At 67.4% G+C, this 14,198-nt stretch carries 13 protein-coding genes; 4 read left to right on the top strand and 9 right to left on the bottom strand.

The window, feature by feature from the left end; translation table 11 throughout:
* Positions 1 to 77 precede the first annotated feature (77 nt).
* Together ACQ5SA_RS16495 and ACQ5SA_RS16490 are read left to right on the top strand one after the other, a co-directional pair.
* Positions 78 to 965, top strand: a complete 888-nt coding sequence (locus ACQ5SA_RS16495) for a hypothetical protein (protein ID WP_499315044.1) — start codon at positions 78 to 80, stop codon at positions 963 to 965.
* 152 nt (positions 966 to 1,117) lie between these two features.
* Complete coding sequence (locus ACQ5SA_RS16490) at positions 1,118 to 1,558, top strand: hypothetical protein (RefSeq protein ID WP_353098187.1); 441 nt, start codon at positions 1,118 to 1,120, stop codon at positions 1,556 to 1,558.
* 44 nt (positions 1,559 to 1,602) lie between these two features.
* Here ACQ5SA_RS16490 and ACQ5SA_RS16485 read toward each other — a convergent pair whose 3' ends face one another.
* The 8 genes from ACQ5SA_RS16485 to ACQ5SA_RS16450 form a co-directional block, all read right to left on the bottom strand.
* Positions 1,603 to 2,223 (bottom strand): superoxide dismutase family protein, encoded by a 621-nt coding sequence (locus ACQ5SA_RS16485; protein WP_353098188.1) that lies wholly within the window; start codon positions 2,221 to 2,223, stop codon positions 1,603 to 1,605.
* Between the two features lie 33 nt (positions 2,224 to 2,256).
* Complete coding sequence (locus tag ACQ5SA_RS16480) at positions 2,257 to 2,826, bottom strand: superoxide dismutase family protein (RefSeq protein ID WP_230110662.1); 570 nt, start codon at positions 2,824 to 2,826, stop codon at positions 2,257 to 2,259.
* A 93-nt stretch (positions 2,827 to 2,919) separates the two neighbouring features.
* Complete coding sequence (ntrC, locus tag ACQ5SA_RS16475; protein ID WP_499315042.1) at positions 2,920 to 4,368, bottom strand: nitrogen regulation protein NR(I); 1,449 nt, start codon at positions 4,366 to 4,368, stop codon at positions 2,920 to 2,922.
* On the bottom strand, positions 4,361 to 5,422 hold the full coding sequence (locus ACQ5SA_RS16470; RefSeq protein ID WP_499315040.1) for a two-component system sensor histidine kinase NtrB: 1,062 nt from the start codon (positions 5,420 to 5,422) through the stop codon (positions 4,361 to 4,363). The genes ntrC and ACQ5SA_RS16470 overlap by 8 nt, the downstream gene beginning before the upstream one ends.
* 110 nt (positions 5,423 to 5,532) lie before the next feature.
* Positions 5,533 to 7,578: a TonB-dependent receptor gene (locus tag ACQ5SA_RS16465; protein WP_499315038.1), complete on the bottom strand. Its 2,046-nt coding sequence runs from the start codon at positions 7,576 to 7,578 to the stop codon at positions 5,533 to 5,535.
* Between the two features lie 83 nt (positions 7,579 to 7,661).
* Positions 7,662 to 7,964 (bottom strand): hypothetical protein, encoded by a 303-nt coding sequence (locus ACQ5SA_RS16460; protein WP_089241703.1) that lies wholly within the window; start codon positions 7,962 to 7,964, stop codon positions 7,662 to 7,664.
* 108 nt (positions 7,965 to 8,072) lie between these two features.
* Positions 8,073 to 9,230, bottom strand: coding sequence for a murein transglycosylase A (gene mltA, locus ACQ5SA_RS16455; RefSeq protein WP_499315037.1), 1,158 nt, complete (start codon positions 9,228 to 9,230; stop codon positions 8,073 to 8,075).
* 67 nt (positions 9,231 to 9,297) lie between these two features.
* Complete coding sequence (locus ACQ5SA_RS16450; protein WP_499315035.1) at positions 9,298 to 10,806, bottom strand: alpha/beta hydrolase; 1,509 nt, start codon at positions 10,804 to 10,806, stop codon at positions 9,298 to 9,300.
* Positions 10,807 to 10,933: 127 nt separating this feature from the next.
* Here ACQ5SA_RS16450 and ACQ5SA_RS16445 point away from each other — a divergent pair, with 127 nt between their 5' ends.
* The gene (locus ACQ5SA_RS16445) at positions 10,934 to 12,643 is read left to right on the top strand and encodes a histidine kinase (RefSeq protein WP_499315033.1); all 1,710 of its coding nucleotides are present in this window, start codon (positions 10,934 to 10,936) and stop codon (positions 12,641 to 12,643) included.
* A complete protein-coding gene (locus tag ACQ5SA_RS16440) occupies positions 12,631 to 13,332 on the top strand; it encodes a LytR/AlgR family response regulator transcription factor (RefSeq protein ID WP_108266496.1) in 702 nt (233 codons plus the stop codon). The genes ACQ5SA_RS16445 and ACQ5SA_RS16440 overlap by 13 nt, the downstream gene beginning before the upstream one ends.
* Before the next feature lie 30 nt (positions 13,333 to 13,362).
* Here the strand turns inward: ACQ5SA_RS16440 and ACQ5SA_RS16435 are convergent, their stop codons facing one another.
* Positions 13,363 to 14,109, bottom strand: a complete 747-nt coding sequence (locus tag ACQ5SA_RS16435) for an N-acetylmuramoyl-L-alanine amidase (RefSeq protein WP_108266497.1) — start codon at positions 14,107 to 14,109, stop codon at positions 13,363 to 13,365.
* Positions 14,110 to 14,198 lie beyond the last annotated feature (89 nt).

Raw genomic sequence — 14,198 nt, 5'->3', positions numbered from 1 at the left:
AACATGGCCTGCACGACAGAGCAGGCATAATGGGGCCAAGTGTAGCTGCCGCCCTGTGATGGGCCAACCGTGGAACCATGAGCAAACCCGACCCTGCGATGAATGCCCTTGGCGTGCTGGCCCTGGAACTGGCCGGCGGCGAAATCCCCCGCCAGGCGGTGCTCAGCGCTGAACAGGCCGGTGAACTGGCCGAACGCGTCGGCCGCGACCTGTCCAAGCTGGTGCCACAGGTGGCCGAGCTGGACTTGGTGTTCGCCGCCGCCCATTTCGATCCGGCCGAAGTGCTTCGCCCGGGCTGGCCGATCCATCGCCGCCTGGAAGAACTGCAGATGCGTGCGCCCGGTCGCAACCAGGGCCCGCGCGTGCTGGCCTTCGGCGCCGATGCCAGGGGTGACGTGCCGCTGCCATTCCAGGCCGACGCCACCCTGGTAGGCGGTGGCCTGCGGGTGGTGCCGTTCCTGCTGACCGGCAGCGAGGTGGCAACCACGGCGGCCGTGGCCGATGCACTGGAAGAAGTGCTGCTGGCCAATGGCATGGCCCATGCCGACACCGCGCTGATGGCACAGAACACGTTCGGTGCGCGCGTCGAGCATGCGCGCTATTTCACCGTGAACGACCTGGCCGCGATGATGTCGATGCAGTACGACAATCAGGGCCTGGCCGCGCTGTGGCCGCTGATTGAAACCGCGATCATGGCCCCGGGCCAGGACGAGTGGCTGAGTGACGCCCCCGAGCCGCTGCTGCGCTATACGCAGGGTGAAGCGCGCATGGCGCTGTTCGACCCGGCCGGCTGGTGCGCGCATTACAACCACGGCAAGGGCGATTGCGAACGCCTGCAGGGCATCTACGAGCAGTTCCTGATGCGCCAGCGGCAGATGGCCGCGGTGCTGGAAGCGCACGGTGTGCCGGTGCTGTTCGTGCATTGCGAAGCTGGGCAGGACGCACGCGAGCTGCTGGCGCGCTGATCTGACGATACCCATCCGCCGGGCGATGTGTGTCCGGCGTCGATACCTGTTTATAGAGCCGGGCAATGCTTGGCCCAGAACGACCGACGCGCGGCCGGGCGTGGCTCGACTGCGCGGAAGGGCGACTGCCGGCTGCCTCAGGAGATTTCCGGATGACCCTTGCTGTTTACCGCGGTGCCTGTTGCCTGCTGGGGCTTTCGCTGTCCTTCTTCGCCCATGCCATCGCCCCCGTGCGCGGTGGCGATGACAGTCAGCCGCTGGAATACGCCAACGTTGCCGCATTCGTTGAACAGCTGCCCAAGCGCAAGGATGTCGAGCGACTGTCGTTGCCGACACCGGCTGGTATGAGCCTGCTGCAAACCAGCAAGAAGAGCGTCGAGAACGATCCGGACTACACTGCCACCACCTGGGTGCTGTTCACCGCGCCACATGCGCTGGCGCCTTCGGTGGTGCGCATGCGCACGGCGATCGGCTGGGATCGCGAACATCCGTTCCGCCGCACCCGGAAGATAGCCACGCTCTGCGAAGGCAGCGCGGCAACCTGTGATGCGTTGGCGGCGCAAGCCAAGCAATTGGCTGCGGCGCCTTTGTAGGACAGCGTAAGAAAACGCCGGCTTGCGCCGGCGTTTTCCTTTTCTTACGGGGCCTTGCTGATCACCGCGCAGGCCAGTCGCGCACCGGCGTTGCCTGTCGGCTGGGTCTTGTAGTCGTCCGCGTCGGCGTGGACGATCAGGCCGCGGCCGATGATGTCGAAATCATCACCCTTGCCGATGTTGACGTTGCTCGACACCGGGCCATCGATGGTGGCTACGCCCTTGTCGTCGGCCTTGATGTTGGGCATGTCGCCGCCGTGGTGCGGATCGGTGGCCACGTTGCCGTGGTCCTGCTTGCCCGGGTTGAAGTGGCCGCCGGCGCTCATGCCGTCCGGCGCGCTGCAGTCACCCTTCTCGTGGATGTGGAAGCCGTGCTCGCTGCCCGGCTTCAGGCCGGTGATCTGGCCCGACGCGTGAACCTTGCCGTCGACCAGCTTGAAGATGATCGAACCCTTGGTTTCATTGCCCTGGGTCGGTGCCAGTTCGGCAGTGGCCGAGGTTTCGGTGGTTGCTGCCGGGGCTGCGGCCGGCTCAGCCGGGGCCGCGGTGCCTTCAGCCGGGGTGGCCGCCGGGGTTTCGGTGGCCGGTGCGGCCGGCTGCTGGTTGCAGGCGGCAAGGCCCAAAGCAGCGATGGCCGCGAAAAGCGAAGTGTGGATCAGACGCATGGAAACTCTCCTTGGAAAATGCCGGGGGTGTGATCAGCGGATTACCCGGATCACGCCGCAGGCGATGCGGACGCCGGCATTGCCGGCGGGCTGGCTGCGATAGTCGTCGGCCTTGGCATGCACCACCAGTGCACGTCCGGCGATATCCGTGGCGGCGCCTCCGCCCAGGGTAACGCCCTTCAGATGCACATCGATGTTGGCACGGCCCTGCGCATCGGCCTGCAGGTTGTCGATGTCACCGAGGTGGTGCTTGCCGCTGCCGGCACGACCGTGCGCAACACCGGCGGGATTGAAGTGATTGCCGGCGCTGCTGGCGTCCACCGCGCTGCAGTCGCCGCGCTCATGGATGTGGAAACCGGCCTGCTGCATCGGCTGCAGACCTCCCACCAGACCGGTGAGATGCACGCCACCGGGTTCCACCATCAACGCCAGGCGGCCACTGACGATGCTGGCCGAGGCAGGCGCCAGGTTGGCCTCGGCCTGCTTGGCGGTGCTGACCACCGTTGCCGGAGGCGGTGTGGGCTGCGGCTTCTTCGGCGCGCTGCCACAGGCAGACAGGAGCACGGCGGCAGACAGCGGCAGAAGGGCGAAGGACAAACGCATCGAGGACTCCTTGCAGGTAACACTACGGACGGCATCGTCCATGGAGGATCAACAGTTCGGCAAGCGGGTGCGAGGATCGCGTGCAGGCACCGTTCAATGGCCGCCGCGGCGGCGACCGGCGCCCAGCTTGCGGGTAAGCGTATTGCGGCCGAGGCCCAGCCGCGCGGCGGCTTCGGCGCGGCGACCGTGGGTGATCTGCAGCGCGGCCTCCAGCAGGGCGTGGTCGACCCGCTCGCGTACCTGTGCGTGCAGGCCCTCGGTGCCTTCGGCCAGCTGCCGGCGTGCCCATTCGGACAGCAGCGCTTCCCATTGGCCCGGATCACCGGCGGCCGTGCTGCTGCGCCGGCTGCGGGTACGGTTGAGTGCGGTATCGACATCGGCCACGCCAATGGTGTCTGCGGCAGCCAGTGCAGCCATGCGCCAGCACACGTTTTCCAGTTCGCGGACATTGCCCGGCCAGTCGTGCTCGCGCAGCGCCTGCAATGCGGCCGCGGTCAAGCGCTTGGGCGGTGTATCGAGCTTGCGTGCGGCCGCAGCCAGGAAGGTGGTGGCCAGCTGCGCGATGTCCTCGCGGCGCTCGCGCAGCGGCGGCAGCTGCAGGCGCACCACGTCCAGGCGGTGCAGCAGGTCGGCACGGAATTTTCCCTGCGCGACCAGGCCTTCCAGATCCTGGTGGGTGGCGGCGACCACGCGTACATCGACGCGGATCAGCTCACGTCCGCCCACGCGGAAGAATTCGCCCTGGGCAAGCACGCGCAGCAGGCGCGTCTGCAGCGGCAACGGCATGTCGCCGATTTCATCGAGGAACAGGGTGCCGCCGTTGGCCTGCTCGAAGCGGCCGATGTGGCGCCGCTGCGCGCCGGTGAACGCACCCGCCTCATGACCGAACAGCTCGCTTTCCAGCAGCTCGGCGGGAATGGCGGCGGTGTTCAGCGCGACGAACGGTTGCTGCGCACGCGGCGATTCGCGGTGCAGCGCATTGGCCACCAGCTCCTTGCCGGTGCCGGTCTCGCCGATGATCAGCACCGCCAGCGGCGCCTGCGCGAGGCGACCAATGGCGCGGAACAACGCACGCATCGGTGGCGTGTCGCCCACCAGCTGCGGCGGCTGGTCGCTGGGTGCGTCTGCGGCAGGCGTGGGCGCGGCCATGGCCGGCGCCACTGCAGGCAACACGCGCTGGGCCAACGCCACCGCATCGTCCAGGTCGAACGGCTTGGACAGGAACTCGTGCGCACCGCCGCGGAACGCACCAGCTGTACTGGCGACATCGGTGTAGGCCGACATCACCACCACCGGCAACTGCGGCAGCGCGGCCTTCAGCTTGTCCAGCAGCACCAGGCCATCGTCGCCGGGCATGCGCACGTCGGTGAACAGCAGCGCAGGCGGCGGGCTTTCGGCCAGCGCCTGCAGTGCGGGGGCGGCGCTGTCGAAGTCGACCACCTGGTAGCCGGCCTCGCGCAGCGCGGTGCACAGCACGAAGCGCACAGCGCGGTCATCGTCGACGACCCAGATACACGGTGCGGACGAGGAAGACTCAGACATCGCGCGGGGCCTCCTCGGCGGCAGCGGTGCCATTGCCGATCGGCAGCAGCAGGGTGAATACGGTATGGCCCGGGCGCGACCGGTAGGTCAGCGTGCCGCGATGTTCGCGTGCGACCTGTTGGGCCAGCGCCAGGCCCAGGCCAGTGCCTTCGGCGCGACCACTCACCAACGGCAGGAACAGGTGCTCAGCCAGTTCTTCGGGCACACCACGGCCGTCGTCGGCAATTTCCAGCCGCAACGCCAGGGTGTGCAGCTGTTCGGCAATGCGCACACCGTGTTCGACGCGGGTGCGCAGGGTGATGTTGCCGGCGCCGGCCTGGATTGCATTGCGCACCAGGTTCCATACCGCCTGGGTGAGGCGGTCGGCGTCGCCGTAGAATTCGGGGATGCTGGGGTCGTAGTCGCGCTGCAGACGCACCGCCCAACCGGCCTCGTTCTCGGCCAGACGCAGCACGCGTTCCAACGCGGCGTGGATGTTCAGCGCCGCATGCGGCGCGGCCGGCGCCGGTGACAGCAGCTGCTCCAGCAGGCCATTGAGCCGCTCGATCTCCGAGCCGATCAGATCGATCAGTTCGCGTTCGCTGGCGTCGCGCTGGGCCGCGCGGCGGGCCAGCAGCTGCGCGGCGCCCTTCAACCCGGCCAGCGGATTACGCAGCTCATGCGCCAGGCCCTTCAGCGCCGCACTGAGCGCGCTGGGCAGGGCCTGGGTCGGGTCCAGCCCGGGAAACTCGTCGACCGGATGCGCCTCCAGCAGCCAGCCGCCATCGTCGCGGCGGCTCATCCAGCCTTCGGCAAAGCGCGCGCCCTCACCGGGCAAGGCCAGCGCCAGCCGGTTCAGGCGCAGGCTGTCGCGCTCGTCGCGGGCCAGGAAATGGGCCAGCGCCTCACCCTGCACTTCCAGCGCGGCCAATGGCTGACCGAGCAGGCGCCGGCCGCTGACGCCCAGCCAGCGCGCGAAGGCCGGGTTGCAGCCGGCAATGCGGCCATCGGGCCCGGCCCAGGCCAGCGGCGTGCCGAGGGCATCGAGGGACGGCGGGGGTGCAGGGTCGGACATTGCACCAATGTAGTGCAAAACCGGGGCACGGGGTCAGCGCCCTCTCCGGTCGGAAAGGGATCTGACCCCTTGCGCAGGTCGAGCAAGCTCGACCGCTACCGGCGTTGCGGTTACAGCTTCATGTTGAGGCCGACGAAGACCGCGCGGCCCGGGGCGGGCGAGAACATCGGTCGGGCGCTGTCCCAGAAGAAGCTGTCGTACCACGCGTAGGCGTACTCACGGCCGGTGACGTTCTTCAGCTGCAGGTCCACGCTCCAAGCCGGGGTGATCTGGTACTTGGCGCTGAGGTCGAGCACGGCGAAGCCGCCGAACTTGCCCGTGACGTTGCGCTCTTCCAGGTAGTAATCGCCCTGCGCACGCGCCTGCAGGCCCAACTGCAGTGCATCGCTGGTCTGGTAGTCCAGACCGAGATTGCTGATGTGGCGTGGGGTGGCCGCGACTTCGCGTCCCTGCAGCGACACGCCGGGCGTGCGGTCGTCGCGGGTGATCTTCGCCTCCTGGTAGGCATGCGAGACCCACAGGGTCCAGGCGTCTCCCAGCTGCGCGCTGATCTGCGCATCCACACCGCGGCGACGGGTCTTGCCCAGCGTGACCGTCGTGCCGGTGGCCGGCATGTTGGACACTTCGTTTTCCGCGTCCTGCTGCCAGACCGCCAGACGGGCCTGGCTGCCGGCAAAGGGCTGGAACTTCAGGCCCAGCTCCATGCCCGTGTTGGTGGAGGGCTGCATCGGTGCCTGCCCCGGGGTGAGGTAGGCCGGCGCGGTGGAACCGGTCAGCACCTGGAACGTGCGGCCCCAATTGGCGTAGACGTGAGTGTGCTCACCCAGGCTGTGGATGACGCTCAGCTTGGGCTGGCCGATGCTGCCGTAGTCCTGCAGGCGACCGGCGGTGCCGTTCATCAACCGGGTGTGGCCGCTGAAACGGTCCACACGGTAGGCCGGGACGATCTTCCATGCGTCGGCTGGCTGGTAGATCGCCTGCACGTACGCGCCCCAGTTGTCGAAACTGTGGCGGTCATTGTTCTGCACGCGTGCCGGCGGACGGCTGAAATCGGTGGGTTCGGCGTAGGCGTAGCGCTCGCGGATGTAGCCGTTGTCCTGCTGCTCGTAGTTCAGCCCGCCCTCCACGGTAAGCGTCGGGTTGGCCTGCCAGGTGAGCGTGCCGAGCAGGCCGGTCTGGCGCTCGTCCCACACACGGCGCTGTCGCGGCAGATTGCCGGTGGGCAGATCGCTGAAGGTCACCCGGCGGTCGTCTTCATAGCGGTTGTAGTACAGCCGCGTGCCGAAGGTCACCGCGTCGCTGAGCTTCATGTCCAGGTGCGCGGCGAACTGGCGCATGTCGCGGTCATCGCCGTCATTGGCGTTGCGCAGGTCGCTGTGGCGGCGGCCTTCCTGCAGCTCTTCCGCCGTCATGAAACCAGGCTCGTCGGCCTCGTGGTGATAGGCGCGCGCGGTCAGGCCGATGCGAAGTCCATCCTCCAGCGAACCGAAGAACCACTTGCCGCCCAGTGAGTACTTTTTCGAGCTGTCGTGGTCGCGGTAGCCGTCGCTGGCCTGGGTGCCGACAAAATAGTTCTGCGCGAAGCCGTTGGCTTCGCGGCCCACCGCCAGCTGCATATCGCGGGTGTTGTAGCTGCCATAGGCCAGTCGCGCGTCGGTGTAGGTGCCGCCCTGGCGCGTACCGAAGTTCACGTTGCCGCCGATGTTGTGCAGGCCGTAGCGCGGGTCGTTGGTACCACGCACCACTTCGATGTAGCTGATTTCCAGCGGAAACAGCATGTCGATGAAGCGCTGGTTGCCGCTGTTGACGTTGCTGGGGATGCCGTCGATCAGCGTCTTGATGGCATTGAGGTAGCCCTCGCCGTTGAAGGCGCGGAAGCTGACCTTGCCCGACTCGGCGCCCTGCCGGGTTTCGGTCAGCTGGATGCCGGGCATCTGCCCGAGCAGCTCCCAGCTGTGCGACACATTGCGGTTTTCGATCTGGTCCGCGCCCAGCACGTCCACCGAGGTCAGCACCTGGTGCGCGCTTAGTTGCCCCTCGCTGTGCTGGTGCACATCGACCTTGCCCAGGGTGAGCGCGGCGTCGGCGGACTGGGCGAATGCTTCAGGGGCGAACGGGGCGGCCGCGAGCGCGGCCACCAGCGTGGGAGTCTTCATCGGGAGGCGGGCTGGATGCTGGAAATGAAACTTTATAACATTTCGATTCCGCCAGCCATCCGATGATTGCAGGCCCCTCGACCTTAAACGGGGTAGCCGGTGGCTTCCCGGGCCTTCTTCCAGGCGATCTCAAACTCGCGTGCGCTGATCTCGTCGTCTTCGTCGAAATCCATGAACGACACCGGCTGGTCAGCCAGCAGGAAACGATCATCGCTGTGGGCATGCTCATCGGCCCAGACCATCTTGGTGCCGTAGATTTCGACCTGGCGCACGATCTTCTCGCCACGGGCTTCCATCAGCACGTTGCCCTTGCCCAGGCCCGACTCGGCCCAGTGCTTGTAGTACTTCTTGGTGTTGGATTTTGCGTTGTTCTTTGCGTATTTCATTGCATTTGTCCTGGCCGCAGGTGCGGTCGGAGAGATCGGAAGGGCGCCATTATCAGGCATATGGGGTCAGATCCCTTTCCTGCGGAGGGGGATCTGACCCCTGCTGACCTACTGCGGCAACGCCACACCCTTCGGCCACAGCATCCACAGGTTGCCCTGCTGCTTCATGTCGCCGGCCAGCTTGCCGGCGGCATCGCCACTGCCCCAGTACAGATCGGCGCGCACCTCACCGGCAATGGCGCCACCGGTATCCTGCGCGGCCACCGGGCGCACCACCGGCGTGCCGTCCGGGCGCGTGGTCGACAGCCACAGCAGGCTGCCCAGCGGCACCACGGTGCGATCCACCGCCACGCTGTAGCCGGCGGTGAGCGGCACGTTCAATGAACCACGCGGGCCTTCCGGGCTGTCCGGGCTGCGTACGAAGAACACGTAGCTGGGATTGCTGCGCAGCAGCTCCGGTACGCGTGCCGGATGTGCCTTCGCCCATGCGCGGATCGTGTCCATGGTGACGTCTTCCTTCTTCAGCTCGCCCTGCTCCACCAGCCAGCGGCCGATCGCGCGATAGGGATGGCCGTTCTGCTCGGCATAGGCCAGCCGCACCTGCTTGCCATCGGCCAAGCGCACGCGGCCCGAGCCCTGGATCTGCAGCAGCTGCAGGTCCATCGGATCGGTCAGCCAGGCCAGCACCGGCGCCTTGGCACCCTTGCTGGCGATGCTGCCGGCATCGTCGTAGGGCTTGAGCACCTTGCCCTCCACGCGACCGCGCAGGCGCTTGCCCTTCAGTTCGGGATAGACACTGTCCAGCTGCACCACCACCAGATCATCGGGTGTGCCGTACACCGGCACGGTGGCCTTGTCGGTGCGGGTGAGGCTGCCCGGGTAGATGGGCTCGTAATAGCCGGTGATCAGGCCGTCGGCGCGATGGCCACCGGCGCGCAGGGAATAGACATCGAGATCGCGCTGCAGGAATGCGCGGATCGCGCTGGCGTCCTTGTCGGATACGGTGCTGGCAGTCGCGCAGGGCTTGGCCCAGGTCGCATTGTTCTTCAGCCGGGTGCAGCTGCTGCGCCACGCGGCGAAGCCTGCCTGCAGGTCGGCATCGGATACGGCCGGCAACGTGTTCCAATCGACCTTGGCGTAGGTGGCGGCAGGCGTTGCTGCGGCCGGCGCTTCGGGACGGGTGCCGGTGGTGGAACAGCCAGCAAGCACGGCAAGCGCAAGAAGGCTCCAGCACGTGCGGTTGAAGGGGGCGATGAGGTCAGTCATTGCCCCAATGTAGTGCAATCGGGCGTGGCGCAGGACCGGGATCGCATCCTGCGCCACACGATGGGCCCTATCGTTTGCCGCCCAGCAACTCACTGCTGCGGGTGGCGAACACCGGCGGCGGCACATCCAGTACGGTATCGCGCACGACGCGACCGGCGAGGAAGTCGACGATGCTGCGGGCGATGGCCGGGTTACCTGTCCACAACTCGTTGTGATGGCTGGCATTGCGCACCAGCAGCGAGTGGCCGTTGCTGAAGCCCGGCCGCAGTGCCTCGGCATTGGCCGGGGGCGTACGCCCATCCAGCGTGCCGCTGATGAACAGCACCGGCACGTCGCTCTGCAGCGGGCCGCGGAAGCCCTCACCCAGATCGGCCAGGCCGAGGCGGTCGCCGATGGCCGGGAACGGGAAATTCAGCCCGTCGCCGAACAGGCTCTGGCGCGCCTGTGCTTCGGCCAACGCCCGGCGCTGCGGGCTCTGCCCGGAGGCGACGTCCATCGCCAGCCCCATGGCCGGGAACTGCGCGTACTGGGCGCGCCCGATCAGCACCATATCTGCCAGCGGGTCGTAGTTGCCCGTCTCGGCCTCACGCAGCACCAACGGCAGCCATTGCTGGGGGATGCGTTGCCCCAGCATGTTGGCGATGACGGTCTGTGCGTCGTACAGGCCGATGATGACCTGCTTGCCCTCATGCATGTGGCTGCGGCCCTGCCGCGGCTGCTCACGCAGCGCCTGCAGCACGCGGGTGACCGATCCTGCGAGGTCATCGAAGCCATCCTTGCGGGCAAGCACCGCCAGCTCCTGCAGCAATGCGTCGCTGCTCAGCGGCAGCTTCAGCGTGTCGTCGGGACCTTCGGATCCCATCAGCACCACGCGCTCTAGACCGGCACCGTGCAGGCGCACCGTGGCCAAGGCCAGATGGGTGCCATAGCTCATGCCCCATAGGCTGATCTTCGGCACGTCCAGCGCGCGCCGCAGGTCGTCGAGGTCACCGGCACTCTCGGCCGTGGTGTAAGCGCCAAGGTCGACACCGGCCTGCCGCCAGAACGCTACGCACTTCGCCGCCGTGGCCTGCACTGCGGCCAGGGCCGTATCGCGCTGCAGCGGTTGGGCGTCGTCGAAACGTGTTTCATGCGGACATTCCGGCGGCGGCTCTGACAGGCCAGCACCGCGCTGGTCGAGCAGCAGCACGTCCGCCTCGCGCCGCACCTGGTCGAACACCGGCCAGCGCGGACCGCGCGCGGTATCGATACCAGAACCACCCGGACCACCGGCCAGGTAGACCACCGGTGCGGCGCGACCATTGCCGGCCGTCGCACGCAGGCGCACCACCTTCAAGTGCAGGCGCGGACCGTCCGGCTCGCTGTGCCGACGCGGTACCTCCAGCGTGGCGATCTCGGCAGGAATATCGCCATGGTTCTTGGTCTGCAGCGTGTAGGGCTCGAAGACCAGCGCCGCCGGACCGGCCTGCGCGGGAAGGGCAGCGGCGAGGGCCAGGCAGAGCGCGGCGAGGGTGACGGCCATGACAGGGCGACGAAGCGGGAAGCTGCCGGAGGAAGTAGAAGCGCTGCGGGTCATGTTGGGCTCCGATGGAAGGATGTGCGTCGTCAGCATCTGCCTCCCCGCCGCGCTGCGGACGTGTCCATCTGCCGAACGTCTCCAGACGGCAGCCCAATGTCTCCGTGCAGCCGATACGATGGCCGCCATGCAGATCCCACGAACCCTGGCTGTCCTTGCTGTACTGCTTGCGGCCGTGGCTGCCTGGCTGATCGTGTCGACGCCGCCACCGGAAATGAGGGTTGTGCAGGGCGCACAGATGGCACCCGCGAATGTCGGGGCATCCGGCGGTCTGCCAACGCACCCACCGCAGAACCTGGCTTGGCGGCCGCTGGACCAGCAGCAGCTGGCGGAGTGGCATGGCCCGTACTGGCTGCGCTGGCATGTGCCAGCGCCGGAAAGCGGCGCCGATCATGGACGTACAGTGAGGCTGTCGTTGCGCGCTGCCAGCCAGCTGTACTGGAACGGGATGCCATGGATCAGCAATGGCGCCGTTGGTCGCACGCCGGAAGAAGAGAAGCCGGGGCGCGTAGACGTCGTGCGCGTGCTACCGCCGCCGTCGGGCAACGCTACCGATGAACTGCTGGTGCTTGCATCCGGCCAGCAGCAGCGTTTCGCCCTGCATGGCGCAGATGCGATGCTGCTGATCGCGCCAGCCCCCGTGCTGTACGGCCAGATCATCCTGCCATGGCTGATCGCGGGCTTCGCCACCGGTGCGCTGGCAGCCGCATGCCTGTATTTCCTGGCGGTGCTGCGTGGGCAGACACGCACGCCCGGCGCGCGCCTGCTGCTGGCATTGGGTGTGGTGGGGCTGGCGCTGCCCGCGGTCGAGGCCTGGCGATCATTGCTGGGCTACCCCTACCCGTGGCACGGCGTTCGCCTGGTCGCGCTGCTTGCGCTGCATGTCATCGCGGCCGTGCTGCTGCCGGCCTATCTTGCGCGTCGCTTCGAGGTGGCCGTGCCCAAGGCGGGTGGTTTCATCTATCTGGCGCTGATCATGGCCGCGGCCATCGCACTGCCCGGCTTCGACACCCGCTCAGCGGCGGTGCTGCTGTTGAGCCTGCTCGCCTCGATGTGGGTGCTGCTGCGCACGCCTTCCGGGCAGGAAGACCGATGGCCGATCCTGGCGCTGCTGTCTGCGGGCCTGGTGGCGCTGCTGGTCGCACACGGTGCCTTCCTTGATGGCCCTTACTTCCTGCTGCTGGCGGTGCTGATGGTGTTCCTGCTTCTGCGCCACGCAGCCCAGTTGCAGGCGCTGGACCGGCACAACGCCTGGCTGCGCGAAGAGCGCGCGCGGCTTTCGTTGCAGTTGTTGCAACGGGGTATCCAGCCGCACTGGCTGATGAACACGCTGACCTGCCTGCAGGAACTGATCGAGCAGTCGCCGATGCGCGCCAGCCGCCTGGTGGAGTCGCTGGCCGATCAGTTCGATCGCCTGCGCGACAGCAGCAGCCGGCAGAGCGTTCCCTTGCAGGACGAACTGGCGTTGTGCCGCAGCCATCTGGATATCGTCGGCCTTGCCCTGGACCAGCGCATGGTGCTGGAGGTTGATGGCGAGGATGCGGCGATTTCGCTGCCGCCAGGCATCCTGCACGCACAGGTGGAAAATGCACTGACCCATGCCGGCGCTGGTGCCTGCGCACGGCACCCTTTCCGCCTGCACGTGCAGCGCGACAACGCGCGCTGGATACTGGAACTGCGCAGTGCGCGAGGCTCAGCCCCGCACCGCGGCCGTGGCACGGGTACGCGTTACATCGAGGCCAGCCTGGCGGCGGCCAGCCCCACCGGCTGGAGCTTCGTGCAGGGCGTCGACGGTGACCATTGGTGTGGCCGGATCGAGCTGACATGCGCATCCTGATCGTCGAGGACGAACCCCTGGTGCGGCAGCGCTTGCTGCGCCTGTGCAGCGAATTGGTCGGTGCACGGGCGCGTTTCGATGCGGTAGCCGATCTGGAAGCGGCCGGTGACCGGTTGCAGCGCAGCGTCTATGACGGCCTGCTGCTTGACCTCAACCTTGGCGGCGACGATGGCTTCGAGCTGCTGCGCCGTGCTGTTGCCGGGCGCTACCAGTGCGTGGTGGTGTCGGCACACCGCGAGCGCGCATTGCAGGCGTTCGAACATGGCGTACTCGACTTCGTGCCCAAGCCTTTCTCACGCGAGCGCTTGGCTCAAGCGCTGGAGCGGCTGCTCGACACCGGTGGTGTCCGCGCCGGCCGCGCGCGGTATCTGGGTATCTGGCGCGCGCAGGGCACAGCGACCGTCGAACTGGCGGACGTACTCTGGATCCGCGCCGACGGCGACTACAGCCAGGTGCGCTTGCGCGACGGCCGCAGCGAACTGCATGACAAATCCCTGGCCGCGCTGGCCACGGTACTGCCTGCGGATTTCGTCCGCTGCCACCGTTCCTACCTGGTCAACCTGCGTCAGATCCGCACGCTGCACGCGGCCTCAGGCAGCCGCTACTGGCTGGTGTTGAGCGACGGCAGCGAGTTGCCGGTTGGGCGTGCGCATGTGGCGGCAATACGCGCTGCGCTGGGAATGGAGTGAGGCTGCCAGCCATGGGCTGGCACTACTGGCTCATGGGGTCTGCAGCAGCAGCGAGTGCAGGATGCGTGCGTCTTCGGCGTCGAGTGTTTTCGGCAGGGTGTCGCTGGCACGGAAACGGCGGTGGAACGCCCGTACTGCTGCTTCGCGGTTGTCGAGCGGATAACCGAAACGCGCCAGCGCGGCCCATGCATCGAAGCCGTCCGGCGCAGCACCATCGGCAGCGCGCGGCCACACGCCGAAACCGGCTTCAGCCAGCTGCTGCCACGGGAAGAAGCGGCTGGGATCTTCCTTGCGCGTCGGCGCCAGGTCGGCGTGGCCGATCACCTGCCGCGGTGGGATGTTCAGCCGTTCAGTGAGATCGCGCAGCAGCACGATCAGCGATTCGATCTGCGCGGGGCTGAAGGGTGTACGACCGTCATTGTCCAGCTCGATGCCGATGGATGCGGAGTTGAGGTCGGTGATGGTGCCCCAGCGCCCGGAACCGGCATGCCAGGCGCGGCGCTCATCGGCTACCAGCTGGTAGCGGTGGCCATCGGCGCCGATCAGATAGTGCGCACTGACCCGCCCGCCGCTGTTGGCGGTACGCAGCGTGTGCAGGCTCTGCTGCACCGATTTCTGCTCGGTATGGTGGATGACGATGATGACCGGCGTGCGCGCGTTCTGGTTCGGTGACGGCACCCAGGTGGCGAGCGGGTTGCGGATTTCCTGCGGCGTGGAGGCGCAGGCGGCCAGCAGCAGGCAGGCCGAGAGCATCAGGGAGGTGCGGATCGGGTGCATGCCCTGATTGTGCGCGATAAGCCCGGACGATGCAGTAGAGCCACGCCATGCGTGGCTGGGCCACCGACCGTGCCGACCAACGGTCGGCA

The sequence above is a fragment of the Stenotrophomonas indicatrix genome (assembly GCF_050573115.1).
GTDB lineage: Bacteria > Pseudomonadota > Gammaproteobacteria > Xanthomonadales > Xanthomonadaceae > Stenotrophomonas > Stenotrophomonas lactitubi_A.
This window is presented reverse-complemented; position numbering and strand designations above follow the sequence as displayed.

Coding starts and splice junctions, on each gene's coding strand:
- ACQ5SA_RS16495 (WP_499315044.1), top strand. CDS start 78: ATGAGCAAACCCGACCCTGCGATGAATGCCCTTGGCGTGCTGGCCCTG.
- ACQ5SA_RS16490 (WP_353098187.1), top strand. CDS start 1,118: ATGACCCTTGCTGTTTACCGCGGTGCCTGTTGCCTGCTGGGGCTTTCG.
- ACQ5SA_RS16485 (WP_353098188.1), bottom strand. CDS start 2,223: ATGCGTCTGATCCACACTTCGCTTTTCGCGGCCATCGCTGCTTTGGGC.
- ACQ5SA_RS16480 (WP_230110662.1), bottom strand. CDS start 2,826: ATGCGTTTGTCCTTCGCCCTTCTGCCGCTGTCTGCCGCCGTGCTCCTG.
- ntrC (WP_499315042.1), bottom strand. CDS start 4,368: ATGTCTGAGTCTTCCTCGTCCGCACCGTGTATCTGGGTCGTCGACGAT.
- ACQ5SA_RS16470 (WP_499315040.1), bottom strand. CDS start 5,422: ATGTCCGACCCTGCACCCCCGCCGTCCCTCGATGCCCTCGGCACGCCG.
- ACQ5SA_RS16465 (WP_499315038.1), bottom strand. CDS start 7,578: ATGAAGACTCCCACGCTGGTGGCCGCGCTCGCGGCCGCCCCGTTCGCC.
- ACQ5SA_RS16460 (WP_089241703.1), bottom strand. CDS start 7,964: ATGAAATACGCAAAGAACAACGCAAAATCCAACACCAAGAAGTACTAC.
- mltA (WP_499315037.1), bottom strand. CDS start 9,230: ATGACTGACCTCATCGCCCCCTTCAACCGCACGTGCTGGAGCCTTCTT.
- ACQ5SA_RS16450 (WP_499315035.1), bottom strand. CDS start 10,806: ATGACCCGCAGCGCTTCTACTTCCTCCGGCAGCTTCCCGCTTCGTCGC.
- ACQ5SA_RS16445 (WP_499315033.1), top strand. CDS start 10,934: ATGCAGATCCCACGAACCCTGGCTGTCCTTGCTGTACTGCTTGCGGCC.
- ACQ5SA_RS16440 (WP_108266496.1), top strand. CDS start 12,631: ATGCGCATCCTGATCGTCGAGGACGAACCCCTGGTGCGGCAGCGCTTG.
- ACQ5SA_RS16435 (WP_108266497.1), bottom strand. CDS start 14,109: ATGCACCCGATCCGCACCTCCCTGATGCTCTCGGCCTGCCTGCTGCTG.